At 56.2% G+C, this 20,573-nt stretch carries 11 protein-coding genes and 1 tRNA gene; 4 read left to right on the top strand and 8 right to left on the bottom strand.

The genetic code is table 11. The features are described from left to right. Positions 1-71: 71 nt before the first annotated feature. The gene (gene betA, locus FSV73_RS13580; protein WP_145008380.1) at positions 72-1,814 is read left to right on the top strand and encodes a choline dehydrogenase; all 1,743 of its coding nucleotides are present in this window, start codon (positions 72-74) and stop codon (positions 1,812-1,814) included. A 158-nt stretch (positions 1,815-1,972) separates the two neighbouring features. Here betA and FSV73_RS13575 read toward each other — a convergent pair whose 3' ends face one another. Beyond that, the gene (locus tag FSV73_RS13575) at positions 1,973-2,320 is read right to left on the bottom strand and encodes a hypothetical protein (RefSeq protein WP_145008379.1); all 348 of its coding nucleotides are present in this window, start codon (positions 2,318-2,320) and stop codon (positions 1,973-1,975) included. A 118-nt stretch (positions 2,321-2,438) separates the two neighbouring features. Between FSV73_RS13575 and FSV73_RS13570 the strand changes: the two genes are divergently transcribed. From FSV73_RS13570 to FSV73_RS13560, 3 genes are all read left to right on the top strand, one after another. Then, positions 2,439-2,514: transfer RNA gene (locus tag FSV73_RS13570), tRNA-Thr, on the top strand. A gap of 123 nt (positions 2,515-2,637) precedes the next feature. Continuing rightward, positions 2,638-4,632 carry a DUF4214 domain-containing protein gene (locus FSV73_RS13565; protein WP_145008378.1) on the top strand — a complete coding sequence of 665 codons (1,995 nt, stop codon included), beginning with the start codon at positions 2,638-2,640 and terminating at the stop codon, positions 4,630-4,632. A gap of 136 nt (positions 4,633-4,768) precedes the next feature. Further along, positions 4,769-6,772 (top strand): DUF4214 domain-containing protein, encoded by a 2,004-nt coding sequence (locus tag FSV73_RS13560; RefSeq protein WP_145008377.1) that lies wholly within the window; start codon positions 4,769-4,771, stop codon positions 6,770-6,772. 56 nt (positions 6,773-6,828) lie between these two features. Here the strand turns inward: FSV73_RS13560 and FSV73_RS13555 are convergent, their stop codons facing one another. From FSV73_RS13555 to FSV73_RS13525, 7 genes are read right to left on the bottom strand one after another with little or no spacing between them, the layout of a single operon-like run. Beyond that, on the bottom strand, positions 6,829-8,220 hold the full coding sequence (locus tag FSV73_RS13555) for a TolC family outer membrane protein (protein WP_260856075.1): 1,392 nt from the start codon (positions 8,218-8,220) through the stop codon (positions 6,829-6,831). 7 nt (positions 8,221-8,227) lie between these two features. Next, positions 8,228-9,547: an HlyD family type I secretion periplasmic adaptor subunit gene (locus FSV73_RS13550; protein ID WP_145008376.1), complete on the bottom strand. Its 1,320-nt coding sequence runs from the start codon at positions 9,545-9,547 to the stop codon at positions 8,228-8,230. Then, entirely contained in the window at positions 9,544-11,310 is a 1,767-nt protein-coding gene (locus FSV73_RS13545; protein ID WP_145008375.1) for a type I secretion system permease/ATPase, read from the bottom strand. Before FSV73_RS13545 ends, FSV73_RS13550 begins: the two co-directional genes overlap by 4 nt. A gap of 19 nt (positions 11,311-11,329) precedes the next feature. Beyond that, positions 11,330-12,346: a class I SAM-dependent methyltransferase gene (locus tag FSV73_RS13540; protein WP_186309230.1), complete on the bottom strand. Its 1,017-nt coding sequence runs from the start codon at positions 12,344-12,346 to the stop codon at positions 11,330-11,332. Next, positions 12,343-15,678: a glycosyltransferase gene (locus FSV73_RS13535; RefSeq protein ID WP_186309229.1), complete on the bottom strand. Its 3,336-nt coding sequence runs from the start codon at positions 15,676-15,678 to the stop codon at positions 12,343-12,345. Before FSV73_RS13535 ends, FSV73_RS13540 begins: the two co-directional genes overlap by 4 nt. A gap of 13 nt (positions 15,679-15,691) precedes the next feature. Continuing rightward, on the bottom strand, positions 15,692-18,043 hold the full coding sequence (locus FSV73_RS13530) for a glycosyltransferase family 2 protein (RefSeq protein WP_145008372.1): 2,352 nt from the start codon (positions 18,041-18,043) through the stop codon (positions 15,692-15,694). Further along, positions 18,036-20,540, bottom strand: a complete 2,505-nt coding sequence (locus tag FSV73_RS13525) for a glycosyltransferase family 2 protein (RefSeq protein WP_145008371.1) — start codon at positions 20,538-20,540, stop codon at positions 18,036-18,038. The genes FSV73_RS13530 and FSV73_RS13525 overlap by 8 nt, the downstream gene beginning before the upstream one ends. Positions 20,541-20,573: the final 33 nt, after the last annotated feature.

Here is a 20,573-nt window from a genome sequence, read left to right as displayed (position 1 = left end):
CTCCCCTCTCCGCCGGAGAGGGTCCGGGGCTGGGGCCCAAGCCCCCACCCACCGTCAGGAGGAGAACTTTCATGGCACACGAATTCGACTACATCGTCATCGGCGCCGGCTCGGCCGGCAACGTCCTCGCCACCCGGCTGACCGAAGACCAGGACGTCACCGTCCTGCTGCTGGAAGCCGGCGGCCCCGACTACCGCCTGGACTTCCGCACCCAGATGCCGGCCGCCCTGGCCTTTCCGCTGCAGGGCAAGAGATACAACTGGGCGTACCAGACCGAGCCCGAGCCGCACATGGACAACCGCCGGATGGAATGCGGCCGCGGCAAGGGCCTGGGTGGCTCCTCGCTGATCAACGGCATGTGCTACATCCGCGGCAACGCCCTGGACTACGACAACTGGGCCCAGCTCGACGGCCTGGAAGACTGGAGCTACCTCGACTGCCTGCCCTACTTCCGCAAGGCCGAGAAGCGCGATGCCGGTGCCAACGACTGGCACGGCGGCGAGGGCCCGGTCTCGGTGACCACCGCCAAGCCGAACACCAATCCGCTGTTCGAAGCCATGGTCGAGGCCGGGGTCCAGGCCGGTTATCCGCGTACCGAAGACCTCAACGGCTACCAGCAGGAAGGCTTCGGCCCGATGGACCGCTTCGTCACCCCCGACGGCCGTCGCTCCAGCACCGCCCGTGGCTACCTGGACCAGGCCAAGGGTCGGCCGAACCTGACCATCGTCACCCATGCCACCACCGACCGCATCCTCTTCGACGGCAAGCGCGCCAGCGGCGTGGCCTACATGAAGGGCGACTCCCTGGACGCCATCACCGTGCGCGCCCGCCGCGAGGTGCTGCTCTGCGCCGGTGCCATCGCCTCGCCGCAGATCCTGCAGCGCTCCGGCGTCGGTCCCGCGCCGCTGCTGCGGCGCTTCGACATCCCGCTGGTCCACGACCTGCCCGGCGTCGGCCAGAACTTGCAGGACCACCTGGAGATGTACCTCCAGTACGAGTGCAAGCAGCCGGTGTCGCTGTACCCGGCGCTCAAGTGGTACAACCAGCCGCAGATCGGCCTGGAATGGATGGTCAAGGGCACCGGCCTGGGCGCCACCAACCACTTCGAGGCGGGCGGCTTCATCCGCTCCAGCGAGGAGTTCGACTGGCCCAACATCCAGTACCACTTCCTGCCGATCGCCATCAATTACAACGGCACCAACGCCATCGAGGCCCATGGCTTCCAGGCCCACGTCGGCTCCATGCGTTCGCCCAGCCGCGGCCGCATCGAACTGACCTCGCGTGATCCGCGCCAGCACCCCAGCATCCTGTTCAACTACATGAGCACCGAGCAGGACTGGCGCGAATTCCGCGACGGCATCCGCCTGACCCGCGAGATCATGCAGCAGCCGGCGCTGGATCCCTATCGTGGTGAAGAGATCAACCCGGGCCGCGACTGCGTGACCGACGCCCAGCTGGACGCCTTCGTGCGCTCCCACGCCGAGACCGCCTACCACCCCTCCTGCTCCAACAAGATGGGCACCGACGATATGGCGGTGGTCGACGGCGCCGGGCGCGTGCACGGCCTGGAAGGCCTGCGCGTGGTGGACGCCTCCATCATGCCGATCATCGCGACGGGCAACCTCAACGCCCCGACCATCATGCTCGCCGAGAAGATCGCCGACAAAATCCGCGGCCGCGCCCCGCTGCCGCGCAGCAACGCCGCCTACTACGTCGCCAACGGCGCCCCGGTCCGGGGTACCCCGCTACGCGACGTCAGCGGCCAGCGCGCCGCCGAGCCGGTCCCGCAACGCCGCAACCAGCCGGCCGCCTGATCCCCGGCAGCCGAACGCAAGAAGGGCGCCCATGGGCGCCCTTCTTGTATCTAGGTCTAGATGCTCGAACCGTGTGACCAAGGCTTAGCAAGGCAACCCGCTCTTCCCCCTCTCCCCTTGGGAGAGGGCCGGGGTGAGGGACCGCCCTGCAGCTCAGCTCACAGACAATCCTTTACCGCCGTCAGAATGGTCCGCGGCCGCAGTGGGTTGTTCGCCATCTGCTCGCGCAACTCCACCCGCGTCCCGCGAGACGCCGATCCGATGTCGATGATCGCCGCCGTGGCACCCGGCACCTTGCTGTCCACCAGCACGCGCTGACCACTGTTGCCCTGCGACTGGACCAACACATGGCGGCCGTCCTTCTCCAGCCCGGCGACCAGGCAGCCGCGATAGTCCTCGGCACTCTTGCCCGTGCGCAGCTCCATCGGCGGATTGCGCTCGAGGTTCGCCTGGCTGGTACAACCCGCCAGGGCAGCGGCCAGGATGGCCAGGGTCTTCGTTCTCATCAGCGGCTCCTCGCAAGCTCTTCGCTTCATTTTAACCGCGCCTGGCTTACGCTAGCCTTAACCGCCGCACATCCTTGGTTTACAAGGGCTTTTCCATGGCTATAATGGCGTCCCCCTTGCCGGTATAGCTCAGCTGGTAGAGCAACTGACTTGTAATCAGTAGGTCCCGGGTTCGACTCCTGGTGCCGGCACCATCTACGCTTCCGCATTTCTCGTACTGATCGCGCACATCCGCTTTCCTTCCGTCGGATCCCCCTGCCGCTGTCATACGACTGCCTCTGTATGATCCATGGTCATTGCCACGAACGGACCCGACCATGGCCCAAGTACTCAATCGTAGTGCCTCTCCTTACAAGGAAAGCTGTTTCGTTCAGGCCATCTACGCCGATGGAACCGTGCTGCGCGGATCCGGTACCGTAGTAGGTGCTAACGATGTACTCACCGCTCTGCATGTCATCTATAACGCTGACCACGGTGGATGGGCTACTCAGGTCATCGTGACCCCAGGTGCCATCATCAGTGGCAGCACCTTTTCCGCTCCCCTGGGTACCTATTCGGCCGCCAGCTGGACGGGCTATTCCTCAAACTGGGATACCAATAACGACGGCACTCCCAGTCTCGCCGAATCCGGCCATGATCTCGCCCTGCTCAATTTCGATCTGAATCTGGCCAATCTGACAGGCAGTTTGGCGGTCACGGATGCCCAACAGAATTTCAACGGGACCATCATTGGTTATCCCGTACGGGGCAACGGTCTGATGCAGGAGCAGGTAAACGCCACCTACCTGTCCAATGAATCCGTCTTTCGGGTCGATGGTGCTCTTGGCGTGGGAGCTTCAGGCGGGGCGCTCGTCGATTCCAGCCAGGGTAATCCGACCGTCAGCGGTGTGCTATCCGCGGGAGACAGTGCCTATACCTATGCGATCTACGCGGCGATGACCGGTGCCAATCTGAACTGGTATAAGACGGCCGCTGCTGCCAACGATGCCTTGCTCGATGCCAGCAGTACGTACCGGCCAATGGGAGCCGGCATTTCAAGTGGTAGCGATCAAGATGACCGCCTGATACAGACTCGTCTCGCCTACGACTCTTCCAACTCCTCCTCCGTCTACGGCTATAAAGGGGCGGATAGTCTGATCATGCGTGGCGCTTACGCAGATTACAGCCTTACCGCCAGGGGCGGAGGATTGCAGGTGTTGGACCACTACAATGGTGCCCATCTTTCACTATACGACGTTAATGCCTTGGTTTTTCAGGATCGAACAGTCTATGTCGTGAGTGATGAACAGGCACAGATCGCGCGTCTGTACAGCGGTCTAGGCAGAACGCCGGACTTGGACGGATTACAAAACTGGTTGAACGCCCATGCGCACGGCATGAGCTTTCAAAACATCCTCTCCAGTTTCGCGCAATCCGCCGAATTCACTGCGCATTACGGTGGCACCAGCAATAGCCAGTTCGTATCGCTCCTGTACGGCACCGTACTCGATCGGGCAGAAGACAGCGCAGGAGCTGCCCACTGGATCGCTCAGCTCGAAGCGGGGCTCAGCCGGCAGGAGGCCATGCGGTTCTTCACTGATTCGCTCGAAAATAGCCAACGCAGCGAAGGCGATTCAGGCTATTTGCAGGTGGTCACCCACAGCGCCTGGTCAGCATACGAGGTGTCGATCCAGCCCGATCTCGTCCTGGGTACAGCGCTCGCCGATCAGCTCTACGAGACCGACTTACTCCAGACAGGCAAGGACGCCGTGCAGGTGTTCGGCTATAGCGGACTCGACGTTCTACATCTCTCCGGTCCAGCAGGCAGTTATACGAGGACATCCGGGTTGGCGGGCGAGTCCAGCTTCACGCTCACCTCCACGACCACAACGGCGGCAATATCCGTTCATGACGTTGAAGTACTGAGTTTCATCGACGGTAACGTCTATGCGCTTACGAGTGACCAGGCTCAGGTGGCGAGGCTCTATACGGCATTCGATCGGACACCTGACATGGAAGGACTGCATGGCTGGTTAGGCCTGGCACATCAGGGAGAAAGTCTCGCCACCATCGCTCAAGGCTTCATGCAGTCCGCCGAGTTCGCCACGCGCTACGGCAGCCTGACCAACACCGATTTTGTCAACGCTCTGTATCTCACCGTGCTGCACCGTGAGGCCGAGGCAACGGGCGCCGCTCATTGGGTGGATAGCCTGGAGCGAGGTGCGACCCGCCTCGACACCCTTATGGCCGTCACCAACTCGGTGGAAAATCAAAATCTGACGCAGGGCGACGGAGGATTCATCCAGCTGGTCGGTAACAGTAGTTGGGCCTGAGTGCCGGGAGAGGTGATCAACGTTCTTATCCCGCTGGATACACAGCGACGAGCTGCCGTTTCAGGGGTTCGAGTGCCCCGCCATAGCCGTCCGACCGCGCTATCATGGGCCTCTCCTATCATTTCATGGATGAACCATGATGCAGTTGATCACGGACCGCTCGGTCGCTCCCTACAAACAAGTCTGCTACATCCAAACCTACTTTCCGGATGGCACGGTCACCAGGGGCTCGGGCAGCGTCGTAGGGACCAACGATGTCCTCACCGCCCTGCATGTCGTGTTCGACGACACCCATGGTGGTTGGGCAACCAAGGTGATGGTCACGCCTGGCGCCTTCGTGGACGACAGTGACGGCAGCTTCTCAGCGCCTTTCGGAACCTATTCGGCGAGCAACTGGGTTGGCCGGACCACCAACTGGGATACCGATGGCGACCATCTGCTGACGATCAAGGAATCCGGTCAGGACCTTGCCTTGATTGGACTCGATGTCGACATCGCGGCGGCAACGGGGGGTGTCCTGACCGTAGGAAATTCCACCAGCAGCTTCCAAGCCACCCTGTTGGGTTATCCGGGGAGTCAACACGGCCTCATGCAGACCACCGGATCTGCCACGTCCGTCTATCCCTATGCCTCGGCCTATGACGTGTCGGCCGCTCTCGGGCCAGGTGCCTCCGGCGGCCCTCTGTTGGATACGAGCTCGGGAACACCTGTCATCGACGGCGTTCTTTCCGCAGGAGACAGCTCCAGTTCTTACTATGCATCCACCGGCGGACAGAATGCGGCCTGGTATGCCCAGAGCGTATCCGGGAACGATAACCAACTGCTCGAAGGGTACCTGCATCGCCCGGTCGGGGCCGGTGTCACCAGTGGTAGTGACCACGATGACCTGATGTACGAGTATCAACTCTCTTATGTCAACAACTCGGCCTCGGTATATGGATACAAAGGTGCCGATGCGCTGTTGATGGATCGGTATTACAGCAACTACCAGATCACCGTGGACTCGGTCGATGGCGGCCAGGTGCATGTCACCAATCTTGCCGATCAAACGCAGCTGTCACTGAACGATGTCAACGCGCTGGCCTTCCAAGACTGGGTGGTCTATTTCATGACCTCAGACCAAGCACAGATTGCTCGGCTCTATACGGTCTTTGGGCGTACTCCCGACTTCAACGGCTTGAAGAATTGGGTAAACGCCTATGAACATGGTACTTCGTTCAATACCATCGCCTCTACATTCTCGCAATCGCAAGAATTCGCCAACCACTACAATGCCGTAGATAATCAGGGGTTCGCCTCGCAACTCTATAGCACCATCCTGGGGCGCACAGCGGACAGCGCCGGTCTGGCGAATTGGACTCAGGCCTTGAATCAAGGCCTGAGTCGCGGTGACGCCATGGTTGCGTTCACCAACTCCCAGGAAAGTATCAATCGAACGTCTGGCAGCGATGGATTCATCAAGATTGTCAGCCATAGCGCCTGGTCCGATACCGATACGGTCATCCAGAACGGCGTTGCGTTCGGTAGCCAGTACAACGACCGGATTCATGAGAGTCAGCTCGATTTCGATGCAGGCAACAGTACTGAGCTATATGGCTACCAAGGTGGCGACATCCTTTACCTGGAAGGCGCCTCGAATGGCTATCAGCGTAGCCTCGCTAGTCCCAATACTCTCAGCTTGAGCAATGTCAGCTCAGGCGACCGAATGCTACTGAACGACATAAACATGCTGAGCTTCACGGACAAGAACGTCTTCGTATTGACTGATGCCCAGGCACAAATTGCACGTCTCTATACGGTCTTCGATCGGGTACCTGATTTCGATGGTCTGCAAAACTGGCTGAACGCCAATAGCCATGGCGCAACCTTCACCAGCATTGCCAATGGTTTTGCGCAGTCACAAGAGTTCGCCTTGCGCTATAACGCCGTGGACAATCAGGGCTTCGCCAATCAACTCTACCAGACGATTCTCGGGCGAGATGGCGAGGCGGCCGGCCTCGCTCATTGGACGCAACAGCTCGACGCTGGCCTGAGTCGTAGCGATGCAATGATCAATTTCACCAACTCTCAGGAAAATCAGCTCCTCACGGAAGGAGCCAATGGTTTCATCCAGATCGTCGGACAAAGTGACTGGGTCTAGTGGCTAGTTAAAAAGAACCCGCCAAATGGCGGGTTCTTTTTTATCCAGGACGCGGATCATCCTTTTGCCACTTCCCCTTCCTTCACTCCGGTCTTGCGCTCCTCGCCCGGCGTCGGCACCGCCAGCCAACCATTGATCTTCTGGATGTCGATGTCGCGGAAGCCGCCGCTCCAGCGCAGCAGTACCAACTGGTTGGTGACGAAATCGTACTGCGCCTGCAGATAATCCCGCCGGGCGCTGTATTCCTGCTGCACCGCATTGAGCACATCGACGGCGGTCGCCACGCCTAGGCCGAGCGAGCGCTCGCTGGCAGCGCGCGACTTGATCGCCGAATCCAGGGCGTTACGCGAAGAGCCGATCTTGGCCAGGTCGGCGGCGCTCTTCATATAGGCTGTGCGCGTTTCCTTCACCACCTGCCGGCGGATCGATTCGTACTCCTGCTCAGCGGCATCGCGCGAGCCATAGGAGCTGGCGACGCGGGCGCTGGTCGAGCCGCCGCTGTAGAGTGGAATCTGCACACTGATGGTGGCGGAATAGGTGTTGATCGCAGAGGAGGCGATGACATTGTCATAAGCAAAGTCGCTGCGTTGCGCGCCAAGATTGAAGCTCAGGGTCGGCAGATGACCGGCCTTGGCCTCGGAGATACCGTAGTTGGCGGCATCCACGGCGCGCTGCTTGGCCTCCAGTGCGGGGTTGTTCGCCACTGCCGAATTCACCCACTGCTCCTCGTCACCTTGCGGCATGGCCAGTTGGGCTTTTTCGTTGAGTCGCTTGAGCGGTTGATAGACCGCACGGCCGATCAATTCGCCCAAGGCCTCGCGGGTCACCTGGATCTGGTTGCGCGCCTCGATCTCCTGGGTCTTCAGGCTATCCACCTTGGCGGAGATCTGCAGCACGTCGGTGACGGTGCTCATCTGCTTGTCGAACAGGGCCTGGGCACGATCCAGATTACGCTGGGTCGCCTTGCGCTCGGCGGTGACCAACTCGAGGGTGTCTTCCGCCGCCAAGGCAGCGAAATAACGCTGCACCAGATCCGCGGCCGATTGGCTCTTGGCATCCTCGTACTGGGCACGATACTGCTCGGTGAGTTGCTCGTAGCGCTTGAAGCCGCGCCAGGCGGCCGCGTTATACAGCGCCTGGCTCAGGCTGAGGTTGTAGCTCTCGCCATTGTAATTGAGCGTCTGCAGGCCTTCTTCGCGTCGAACCCGGCTGGTGGAAGCCCCGCCACTCAGCTGCGGAAGAACCTGGCCAAACGCGGAACGCTCCTGGCCCTCCAGGTTCTTCACCTGAGCTTCGGCTCCGCGAATGCGCGGGTCCGATACGGCACTGTCCTGGTAGAGCTTCCAGAGATCGATATAGTCCTGCGCGCTGGGTGCCTCGGACGTCTGTGCCTGCGCCAAGCTACAGCCACTCAACAGCAAGGCCAGAGCGATACGTTTACCGTTCATGGTTGCCCTACTCCTCGATCAGCGAGCGAGCCATCGCATTGCGCGCTGGCTTGAGCAGGTATTGCAGCATGGTGCGGGACCCGGTGTTGATCAGCACGTCGGCCGGCATGCCCGCGACCAGTTCGCGATGGCCCAGATCCTTACGACCCTGGTCGGTCAGCTTCACCCGGCCCAGGTAATAGGGCGTACCGTCACGCTCATTGGTGATGCGGTCGGCCGACACATAGATCAACTCGCCCTCGATGATGGGCGTGGTGGCATTGCTGAAGGCACTGAAGCGCACTTCCGCTTTGGTCCCCAACTCCACCCGGTCGATATCCTTGGGTTCGATGTGCACCTCGACGATGAGCTTGGCGGCATCCGGCACGATATCAAGCAGAGTGGTGCCTGACTGAACGACGCCCCCGATGGTATGCACCGCCAGGTTCATCACCATCCCGCTGACGGGCGCCTTGACCTCGGTCCGGTTGTACTTGTCCTGCAAGGCACCCACCCGTTCACGGGCTTCGTAGATCCGCGACTGAGCATCGGCCAGCCGACCAGCCACGTCCGATTTGAATTTCTGGGTGGCCTGCAGAATCTGCAGACGAGTCTCGCCGATCTGAACCTTGGCCCGCGCGATGGAAGAACGGCTATCGGCAATCTCCGCCTGCAAACGGGAGAGGTTGCGCTCCTGATCGCGAAGGCGTTCGTTACTGACGAAGCCCTCCTTCAACAGCCCGGTGAGATCCTTGATCTCGCTGGCATAGGATTTGGCCAGGCTCTCCTTGCTAGCGATGACGTCGTTGTAACCACGAATCTGCTGTTCGAGTTCAGCGGCGCGATTCTTCAGGACGTCGATCTCACCACGGCGAGCATCGCGCCCGGCCAGGAAGATCTGCCGCTCACTGGCACGAGCTTCCTGGACGCGCTTGTCTACAGTCGGGAAATCACTCGCTCCAAAGGTGATGTCATTGGCATCGTCGCGCTCGGCGATCAGCCGTGCCTCTTGCGCCTGGGCAGCGATCAGTTGGCCGCGGGTCGCTTCCAGTTCAGAGCCTGCCTGGGTGCCGTCCAGCACGATCAGCACGTCTCCGGCCTTGACCTCGTCACCATCATGTACCCGCACCTCTCGGACGATGCCGCCCTCCAGATGCTGGACCGACTTGCGATAGCTATCCACTGCCACCACGCCGGTGGCAAAGGCCGCACTGTTCAGCGGCGCCAAGGCTGCCCAGCCACCGCCGATGCCGAACACGACGAACAGAATGATGAAGCCCAGTCGGCGTACGGGAGCATCATCGACCTTGAGGCCCGCCGCCTCAGCTTCCAGATAGACGTCCTTCATGCAGGCGCTCCTCCTGTACTACCGGGCTTGGGTGGCAGCGGTGTAACCGAACCCGGGTTGGGCACAGCCTGCGGTCCACCCGACTGTTGCGCCTTGAGCTGGGCGAGCACCTGATCACGGGCGCCAGACATCACAATCTGGCCCTCGCTTAGCACCAGAAGGTTATCTACATAGGCCAGGGCACTGACCCTGTGGGTAATGATGAACAGCGTCGTGCCCTTCTGCTTGAGCTTGATCAGCGCTTCTCCGAGTGCTCGCTCACCAACGTCATCCAAGTTGGAATTGGGCTCATCGAGAATGACCAACTTCGGATCACCGTAAAGCGCCCGCGCAAGCCCGATCCGTTGACGCTGACCACCGGAAAGAACACCACCATGGGCACCGATGACCGTGTCGTAGCCTTGCGGTAGACGCAGGATCATCTCGTGTACACCGGCCATCTGGGCCGCCTCGACGACCTTGGCAGCATCGACCTCGCTGAAGCGGGCGATGTTCTCGGCAATGGAGCCCTCAAATAGTTCGATGTCTTGGGGTAAGTACCCCAGATGCGGGCCTACGGCAGTCCGATCTAGATGAAACATGTCAGCGCCATCCAGCCTCACCTTCCCACTTTGAGTGGGCCAGATTCCCAGCAGAGCACGGGCAAGAGTTGATTTTCCAGCAGCACTCGCTCCAAGTACACCTACGGAGGCACCAGGCGGAGCACGGAAGCTGACTCCTCTAATGACTGGCACATGCGCACCAGGTGGAGTGACAACAATTTGCTCTACAGTTAGATCCCCCATGGGCACTGGTAGCTCCATACGCTTAGGATCAGCAGGAATCTGTTGGAGGACGTCATTGAGCCGAACGTACTGACCACGAGCTGCGACGAAACCACGCCATCCACCAATCATCTGATCGATAGGGGCTAGTGCCCGTCCCATAAGCAATGATGCTGCGGTCATCAAACCGGGAGTGATCTCATTATTTATTACTAAGTAAGCCCCTAAACCGAGCACAAAAGACTGTAACAGAATTCTCCAAGTCTTAGATACATTTGATATGGCACCACTGAGATCACTTGCACGACTCTGCAAAGACAAAACTTGGTAATTTCGAATCTTCCATCGACCAAGCAAGTTATCCAACATACCCATTGAGCTTACCACTTCGGAATTTCTTAAACTCGCAACAGCGATATTTGCTGCACCTGAATTCTCCCGATTCGCACTTAATAGCCGAGCACTGGTAAGCTTTTCATTCGCAAAAGCTAGAATAACTGCAACGATAGCTCCAAATATTGTGAAATACCCAAAATACGGATGAAAATAGTACATAACGCCTATATAAATAGGTATCCAAGGCACATCAAAAAACGCAAATAAACCGCTACCAGTCAAAAACTGCCTTAAGCCTGTAAGATCTCCCATTGGCTGGGATGATCCACCCATCCCCCCCGAGTACAAAGATTGCTTAAAGCTTGCCTTAAATACACGCTCACTAAGCATCAAATCAAGTCGAGCTGATACCCTAATCATAATCCGCGATCTAATCCACTCTATCGCGCCATAAGTAGCCATCATCACCACCATAATTATGCTTAACATAATTAGTGTGGTAACACTACGGCTACTAATTACTCTGTCGTAAACTTCCAACATGTAAAACGATGGAACTAAAAGCAATAGGTTTGCAAACAAACTAAAAAAACCTACGAACAAAAAGCTTTTCTTACATGCTAGTAGGCAGTTTTCTAGATCAGTCTTTTTAAGCAGCCTCATTAGGGCACCAAAGCTTTAATCATGGAAGCCAAATGGCGTTAATATCTAGCACGGGCTTTGAGAATTCCACTACAGGCGAAGAGACCCAAACGTTATAGCCAAGCATTTCAAACGAGCTAGAAACTTTACTTCGCAGATGCTCTGGGACATAGCCATCCCAAACAACCAACTCTTTACCCTTCAAGGATGATTCAACAACGAACTTGATGAATTCAAACAGATAATCGTACTTCCCTAAATCATCCATAATATAATTTGCAGAGCCTTCGTGCTCAGAGACAAATCTCTTAAATCTCTCGAGCACCGGATACTGCTTAACATAGGAGTCATAATAACTATCTAACCCCACTATCAATTCATCAAAACTTATCAGCTTAAACCCAACATCCATATCTCTATTTTTTGAAATTAATGCCGAGACTGATGATTTCCCACTGAAGCTTTGTGTCATAAAAAGCATTATAGTGGGTTTTCTTCTAAAAACATGAACAACCCATCTAGGTACGGGATCACCGGACTGATTAACACTTGGCCCAATCACTTTGTACACATAATTACTTCCAAATATATCATCCAGCGCTTTAAACGTAGCATAGTATCGTACATCGCCCGCAGCACGCTCAAACGGCTGATACTCAAATGAGTCTGTGTCTACAAGTCCTAATTCCAGAATGAAAACACCATCGTCACTAAGTAGTTCTAATATTTTTGCTATAGTCTTTGGCTGATCTTCAGAATAATGAATGGCGGATAAACATATAATGACGTCATATCTTCCTGATAAATTATCATTCCAACTAAGATTTTTAAAATTCGCACTAGGGAACCGCTTTTGAGCCGCAGAGACTATTTCTTTGTTTATATCAATACCCATGACCTCCTGAGCTCCGGCTGCAATAGCAACGCCACAAAAATATCCTTCATTACAGCCAATATCAAGGAAGCGCTTACCCGCTAACTTTGGAAGCTTGAGTTTCGTAAGCTTTTCATAGCTATCGGAGTCACCTTTGTTCCCAGAAAAACTTTGATAAGTCAAAATAATTTCCCCTCAATATAGTCAGAGATATTTTCACATACAGTGAATGACGGTCCCTGTCCTTTTTCTTTGTTATGGGCATTTGCTACATTTATCAATAGCCGGCATAGCTGTGTTGAGTTTGTATCAACAGGGTATGTTGTACCATAAGATAGCTTTCTAACCCGCTCTGCCGGAGCCCCGATGTCGGTGACAAGTGGCCAAATTCCCAGCTCAAAACAAAGTGACAATGTGTATGAATACGTTTCTGCTATCTGGTACGGAAACAGTGCAAGATCGACTCCGTACCCTGAAGTTAAGTCGCCTATATCATCTTCATTATAAAGACCAAGTATCTCTACATTGCTTAACCCATCAAATGCCTTATCGTCTTGAGTGTAACCAAAAACAGTAAATTTTAACGGCATATTTAGACGCTTCGCCGTTGTCGCCAAATCTAAAAGCTGCCAATACCCCTTTATATCAGATATAGCGCCAATAATGCCTACATTAATTTCATGCCCTGTCGTGGTTTTCCTTAAATTACTTTTAATCGGAGACTTAACAAGCGGATGATCCTTTACAATATATTGTCCGAGTAAGCCATGCGCTTCCATTCTTCTTTTCGTATCGTCTGAAGCACAGATTATTTTCTTTGCGCTTCTAAATAGATCTACAAATGAACTGCTATATTCTTTTCCGCTTTCTTTGGCATCGTTGTAAAAAGAAATCAGCAGTTTGTGAGGCTGATGAAGATCTATATCTTCAGCAGAGATTTTCTCTTGAAAATTTCCATCCAAACCTTGCATGGTTACCCAAGGACATACCCATGCATAGTCGTGCAGTGTAAGAATATAATTCTTTTCTATAATCCACTTGAGAATATCAGCGTTCAATCCGAACGGACTGTTGAGGTGAACCTTATCAAAATTAAGTATCCGGAGATCTTCTAATAGCTTCTCAGACTCTGTCGATTTATAAATTTCGACATGAACATTTTGGAAGAAACCGTTCCATTTTGATTGATTAGTATGAAGATGCATTCTATAGCAGCGATCTCCGCCAACTTCTAGGAGAGATATGCTATAGCCCGAATTCTTATAGAGTCTACAAATATCATCAACATACTTTTTAGTACCACCGCCAAAAGCATGTGAAATTATCAACGCGCTATTTTGACTTATATCCTTACTTAAAAGATCAACACTAATATTTCGGCGATAGACTCTAGCCGGATCGTCAGAAATATACCTTTGCACATACGAATCGTAGTACGGATAATCATTCGATATGATTTTTGAACTTTTAATTATTCGCTCTAACTTTTCATTACCAAACGAAACATTCCCCCTGTGAATTGCAAAAGAATCTACTGCCAGAACGTGTTTCCACCCAAAGCTAAGCGCCTTGATACAAAACTCTACTTCTTCACCATAGCCACGTCCCCATTTTGCGGCATCGAAGTAGCCAATCTGGTCTAAGCATGCCCTTTTGATATACATGCAAAATCCAATTGCTACTGGAATCTCAACAAATTTTCTTAAGTTTCTCCTCTCCGCGGCAGCATTTACCTCTTTCGCGAGATCCAAATGTGAAACTGCCAGCGACTTGCAGATGTATGGATAAGTCGCAACCTCGCCATTATTAGTAAATGGAGTAACAGTTGCAATATTCGGTTCACTCTCGGCGATATGAACAAGCTTATCCAACCAGTTGTCTTGGATTACAGCATCGGCATTTACAATTACAACATCGGACCTTCCGGCAATAGAATATCCAGCGTTTACGGCCTCAGAGAACCCCCCATTCCTTGTTCTCTTTATGTATACCGCGTTGCCAAAAATGCCAAAATCCACTTCTTCCAAATATCTATTAATCTCAACATTTGGGCTATTATCATTTATTACGATAAGACGGTGCTTTACTGTGTTTTTGGCCGTAAGCAAACTATCTAGACACTCAACAGTTTCAATATAACCATCGTATATTGGAAGGATAACTGTTAGGATATCAGAGCTTTGAATAGATTTAGGGGTTGGATCAACCAATCTATAGTCAAATCCACCTTTTTCACTTGTTAGGCTGTCAGCCAGTAGGCTTTTAAAGACACCTGCCTTGTTGTCAACGCCGAAACCTAACCGGACTGCCTCTTGAAGATCCTCAAACCGGTCACTTATATGAATCTCAGCAATAGCTACATTTGTGGCCGCATCTTCAAAATATAACTTAGAGCTCCCAGATAACTCATCGTCTATCTCAAAGGTAAAGCCGTGTCTAGAAGACACAAGTTGATGCGAAAACTTGACATCATCTCTGATTTCATTGGCAAAAAATGAGCCAATGAGGATATCGTTGTGGTAGCAATCAACGGCCACTGGAAAATCGCTGTCTTTTTGAAAGACCCAGCCCGCAATAGAAGACTTTCCAACTTTATCAATATGTATGGCGAAATCTGGATATTTAATATTTTTTATGTCGCTACGCAGCTGTCCAAGACCATTTACGAATCCCTGAATGACGTGTCTGCTTCCATCTCTCAAGTGATTGGGAATTAGCCATTCGCCATTCAATAGATAATCTTCAGCATAACAAACCTTTATTTTTTCGCAAAAGATCCCGTCCACGAAGATATCGACGACACATTCGCGGATGTATACGCCTGTTAGTGAAATTTTTAATTTTGCTGCTTTAATTTCCCCTAACTCGAGAGACGCCTTTCCGAGTAGAGAAAATCTTAAGACGCCATTGGCTATTGGACATCCATTCACCAATATATGAATATGCCCTGAAAAATCTTTTACAGCCTGTGGCGGTAATTTGATTTTGAATCCGCATCTAAGTCTATCTCGAACGTGCATCTGCACGTCAGGCCTAAAGCCATCTGCCAAGCCTGTCGCTATTAGGTCACCGTTTAAAAAAACATCTATAATTGCAGGCTTTTCTTCAGACAGAGAGTAAGCCCAACCACTCACAACAAATTCATCCGAGAAATTTTCGAGGTGACCTACTACACTTCGGTCATCTTTCCATTCAAAAGAAAAATTCTCTTTAAATAGATAAACCCCTTTGTTTTTAACCCTGAAATTCACTTGAGCTATGTGGTTTGGCTTCAAGAAATATCTTAGATCGAGATAAAATCCGCAGTTTTGATTTTTTTCACCAACAGTATCTTTAGACTCTTTATAGATATCTGCCGAAACTGTGGCAGCAATCGACCCATTAACTATTACTTCTATTTCATAGCGTCTACTGGGATTGCTAACGTTGAACAACCATCCTTCAAAAATGCCATCTAACGCTTTTTTGAAAATACAATTTAAATTGCCCGCACCTTCGAGAAGTTGAAAACTCATATTATGCATTCCTTTAAAACCTCATTCCCATAAAAGGACCAAGCGCCCAGTCAGCATTGAGATGCGTTGAGTAATATGGATCGTATTTATAATTCTCGCCCCAGCGACTCAATAACTTCCGCTGCTCTCGATAAGCTCGGTATCTTTTTTCGGTAGTGCTATCTTTACCCCGACTCGCCGACTCTGCATGAATCAACTCAGCGAACGGCGTCCAGAGAATCTTCAGGCCGAGCTCATTGATGCGCAGGCACATGTCCACGTCGTTGAAGGCAACAGGGTGCCGGACCTCGTCCATGCCCTCGATCTGCCTGTAGAGATCACGACGCAGGATCAGGCAGGCGGTGGTGCAGGCGCTCTGGCGGCGGACAAGGTGGTTGAAACCCAGGTAGCCCGGATCGTTGCGCATCCAGTTGTTGCCAGTATGGGCGGCCAGGCCGTTGATACCGATGACGACGCCGGCGTGCTGGACCATGTCGTTCTTCCACAGCAGCTTGGCGCCTACCGCTCCAACATCAGGTCGTAGCGCCAGACTCATCATTTCCTTGAGCCAATCCGGATGCAGGATCTCGATATCGTTGTTGATGAGACCTATGTATTCCCCCGTGGCGAACTCGACACCGACGTTGTTCAGGGTGGCGTAGTTGAAGGGATAGGGATGCGGCAGGATGCGTACACCACGCCCCTTGAGTTCGTCGAAGTAGGCGAGCGTTTCGGGATCGCTGGTCTGGTTGTCGACGATGATGAGTTCCAGGTCCGGGTAGTCGGTCTGGGTCAGCAGACCTTCCATGCAGGCATGCAGGAGCTGGTAGGCATCCCGGGTGGGGATGATCAGACTGACCTTGGGTAGACGCTCGGGCAGCGGCCAGTGGGTGCGTAGCGTACCGGGCAGCTTGGACTGGCGGCTTAGACGGGTACCCGGACGTAGCTTGTTCACCAGCCAGGTCAGGCGCTCAAGACGCTGCGGCTTGCCGGCATCACAAGCGGCCGGCGTTGCGGGACTGTTGGCACTGCGATGGCTGAGCACCTGAGTCACGCGAGCAACGCCCAGCCTGTCTTGCTCCGTGGCCAGGATAAGGGCGGCGAGTACCCCTTCATGATCGCGTGGCAGCTCGGGCGCTGCGTTCAGCAGTTGGACGGCGCGCTGGGCGATGTCGCGGCCAAACAGGGCGCCGGCGGTGAAGAGGTCAGCGCCCAGGTAGAGGTCCAGATCCCAGCTCGGTTTGAACCAGGGGTTGCTACGCTGGCCATCCGCTGCGTCCTGATCGCTATCGGCGAAGGCCCAAGCCACGTGCTTGCCTGCCTCCTTCGGTTGCAGCGCCAGCGCCAGTTGGTCGAGGGCGTGGGGCAGCAGACGACTATCCAATGGCTGGAACAGCACAGCGTCGGCCCCCTCCTCCAACAGCAGCTGCAAGGAGGTGGATACGTCAGCGGGATCGGCGACGGCCTGGGTGAGGGGCCGCAGGCGTTGTTGGCTCAGGCTGTCCAGGCACGCCTGCCGCTCGGTTTCACCGGCTTGCCCATGGAGCAGAACGGCGATCCTGCTACCCGTCACGGCTTGTGGGTACTCAGGGGCGCGCTGGTAGTGAGCGAACCACTCGGGGTAATGGCCGAAGCCGGCACTACGCGGACAGCGCTGGTCGTAATCGCGCGCCAGGCGAATGAGCAGGTCGCGGGGTGCCGGGTCGGCCTGCGCAGGCCAGTGGGCGGCCACCAGGGCGCCGAGTCCTTCGGCATGGCAACAGACGGTGATGGGGCTGCCGTGTAGCGGTCGGCCTTGATCGTCCTCGATATGCACCTCGCGGCGCTCGCCGTCACCGAACTGCCAGGGCAGCTCCAGGCTGTAGCCATGATCGGCATCGGCGCGATAGATGAGTGCCGGATGGTGCAGATCCGCCAGGCAACGGGCGACGATCTGATCGCCCAGGCGCGCCCGCACCTCGACGTGACGTCCCGGGGTGGTTTCATCCCAGATCCAACCCGCTACGACAAGGCCACCGCCGTACCAGACCTGACTGCCCGGCACCTGGGACTCGCCCTTGACAGGCTTCTCGTTGGGTAGCTCCAAGGGCTCACCGATCCAGGGGCCCTCGTTGGCCAACCGCACGGCGATACGCCGAGCCCCGCTGAGCCAGGCCGGTTGCAACTGGAGGGCGAAGCCATGAAAGCCGTCACCAGCCAGCGGATCGTGCTGATAGGTGTCCGCACGTACCAAGGCTACGCACGCCCCATCGATGACGACTTCCAGCGCCAGACGCAGATCGGGCTGGGCAGGATCGAAGGCCCAGCCCTCGAGCACGTTGCCGTGAAGACCCTGGATCTGGCCTTGCACGGTGACCAGGGCGGGAGCTTTGGAGAGTTCAGTCATGGAGAAACCTGTCGGGAAGGGCGTCGCCTAGCAGGGCATTCAGGGGCGCGGGCAGCAGACCGAGGGGATGGGCGCCCACTTCGGTCGCGACCACCCCTGCGGGTGCATAAAGGGGCAAGGCGGTATGCCGGGCAATTTGAGGCGCGAACCAGGCACTGGCTGGTGCGGCCTCGAGACTCAAGGCCAGGGTACAGCCGGCCAAGGCAGGTATCCGGGACCGGGCGATACCAGGTAACTCGATCAGGGGGCTGACATTGCCACTGGCGAGCAGGCTCTTTTCCCAAGGCGTGCGCTCAAGGAGCAGGAAGCGACAGGTCAGGCCCTGCCGCCGGCTCAGACGAACCAGCTGCAACCAGGCCTGGGCCAGTCCTGGATCCGCGAGGGAATCAGCGATCAGGATATTGCCCAGGCGCGGGGTCGGTGGCTGGTCGAGCGACGCAAAAGACGCGCTCGTCGCAACGGGGACCTGGGGATTGCTCATCAGCAGCGCGGTGGCCAGCGCGGCGAAGGTCACGCGCTGCTCGCTAGCTGCCTCGCGGAAGCCAGTGGCTGGGAAGCCGGTATCGGCGGCCGGATCGATCAGGCGATAGGGCACGTCGAGCCGCGCGGGAAGGGTCTGCAGCAATGCAGGACAGCGCTCGGGCTGAATGTAACCCAAGGCGCTAGGCCGCAACCGTTGCAGGTCCGTGATCAGCTGGTCCATTTCCAGGGGTAGACGGTAGTCCAGGAGCACCGGCAGCCCCTGGCCGTGAACCCGCAGGCTGACTCCCAGCTCGGCATCCGTCTGCCGAAAGGCGAGGACAAAGGCAGGTTCGTCGCCACCCAGCGCTGCGAGAAGATCGAGCCGGTCGGCCGCGATGATCGTCGCGCGGGTGTTGGCCGACGCCAGTTGGGCGCCGAGCTCAGGGAGTCGCTCGCGCTGGAGCCGCTGGCGATAGGGCTTGAGCGGATCGTGACGATAGAAACGCTCGAAGGCACGTTCCGCGCCGGGGTAACGCTGGCGCAGGATGGCGTTGTTGAAGGCTACCCGCTCGAGCTTTTCCGCACCGAAGGAAACGCCGCCGCGGTGCGCGACGAAGACCCGCTGCGCCGCCACGTGCCGCCAGCCCTGGGCCTTGGCCCTGAGGCACCAATCGGTTTCCTCGCCATAACCGCGCTTGAGCTGGATCTCGTCGAGCAGGCCGACCTGCTCCAGCGCCCGGCGCTTGATATAGAAGCAGAAGCCACAACCTACTTCGATCTCGGGCGGTGCCGAGAGATCGCTGGCCGCCTGGCGATGCAGGGCACGCTGTTCGTCCAGCGTGGGCATGACGTGGCTCCTGCGGCTTTCCGGGAAGCTGAGCAGCTCGCCGTTGTTGCTGAAAGGCGTCGCGGTGGCTACCTCGGCTGCGGAGTAGGCCGCTTCACGCAGCCTGTCCAGCCAGTCATCGCAGACGCGCGCGTCGGCGTTCAGCCATACCACGTCGCGCGCACGATGCAGGGCCATGCCCCGATTCATGTTGCGGATGAAGCCCAGGTTGGCCGGGCTGCGATGGAGTTCGATCCGGCCCGCCTCGGCCAATTCGCGCAGCGCCTGGCTCAACTCGGGCTCGGGGCTTTCGTCGTCCAGCACCACCACGTTCATCGGGGTCTGGTTGGCGTCCAGGCTATCGAGCACGCCCTGGATACAGGCGAGCGATGCCTCGCGCCCGCGGTAAATGGGAATGAGCACATCCACGACGGGGTCGATGGATTCCACCGGCGCTTCAACCGGAATGGGCCGTAGCGCTTCGACGGCCGCCAGCGGACTGCCCAGAACCTCGCTGCCATCCGCCCAGCACAGGCGCACACGGCCGAGCGGGGCAGGCAGACGGAGGCGAATGCCACCATGACGCCCGCCATTGATCGACTTGGCCAGTAACGGACTGGGTAGGTTGGCGACGATGGTCTGTTGACGATCACCCAGTTTCAACGTGAGTTTGACCGGCGTTTGTGGATGCCGGGTATCCAGCACCCAGCCACGGATTTCCTGGGTGGCCGGATCGAACTCGACGTGTCCCCAACGCCGTGGTGACAGCTGCTGCAATAGCACGGCCAGTTCGTCGGCGCTGTTGACGTAGGGCAGTTGCTCGACCAGTCGCGCCGGTTTGACGCCAGGTAGCGCGATGAGTGCACGCAAGCGTAATAGCCGAACCGCAGGGGTATTACGGGCAGGATTGGCCGGGTCGGCGAGAAAGTCGTAGGCGGCTTGGGACTCGCCCTTTTGCAGGAGCACGTGGGCGAGCAATGCTGCCGTTTCGCCCTGCCGTGCCAGGCTGGCGTTGGCGTTGGCTTCGGCCAGGGTCAGGAAAGCCTGATCCAGCGCGCCTCTGTTGAGCGCCGCAAGACCGGCGGAGACCAGCGCTACCGGGCGCTGATCGGGAATCTGGAGTGCCAGCTCGAGACGACGTTGAGCCTCGTCTGACTGTCCGGCCTGGAGCAGAGCCTGATAGTGCTCCATGAGTGTCGATTGGCTCATGGGCAGCGGTCTCCGCGAAAAGCCAGGTGGATC

The sequence above is a fragment of the Pseudomonas oryzihabitans genome, assembly GCF_007665395.1.
Lineage (GTDB): Bacteria > Pseudomonadota > Gammaproteobacteria > Pseudomonadales > Pseudomonadaceae > Chryseomonas > Chryseomonas psychrotolerans_C.
This window is presented reverse-complemented; position numbering and strand designations above follow the sequence as displayed.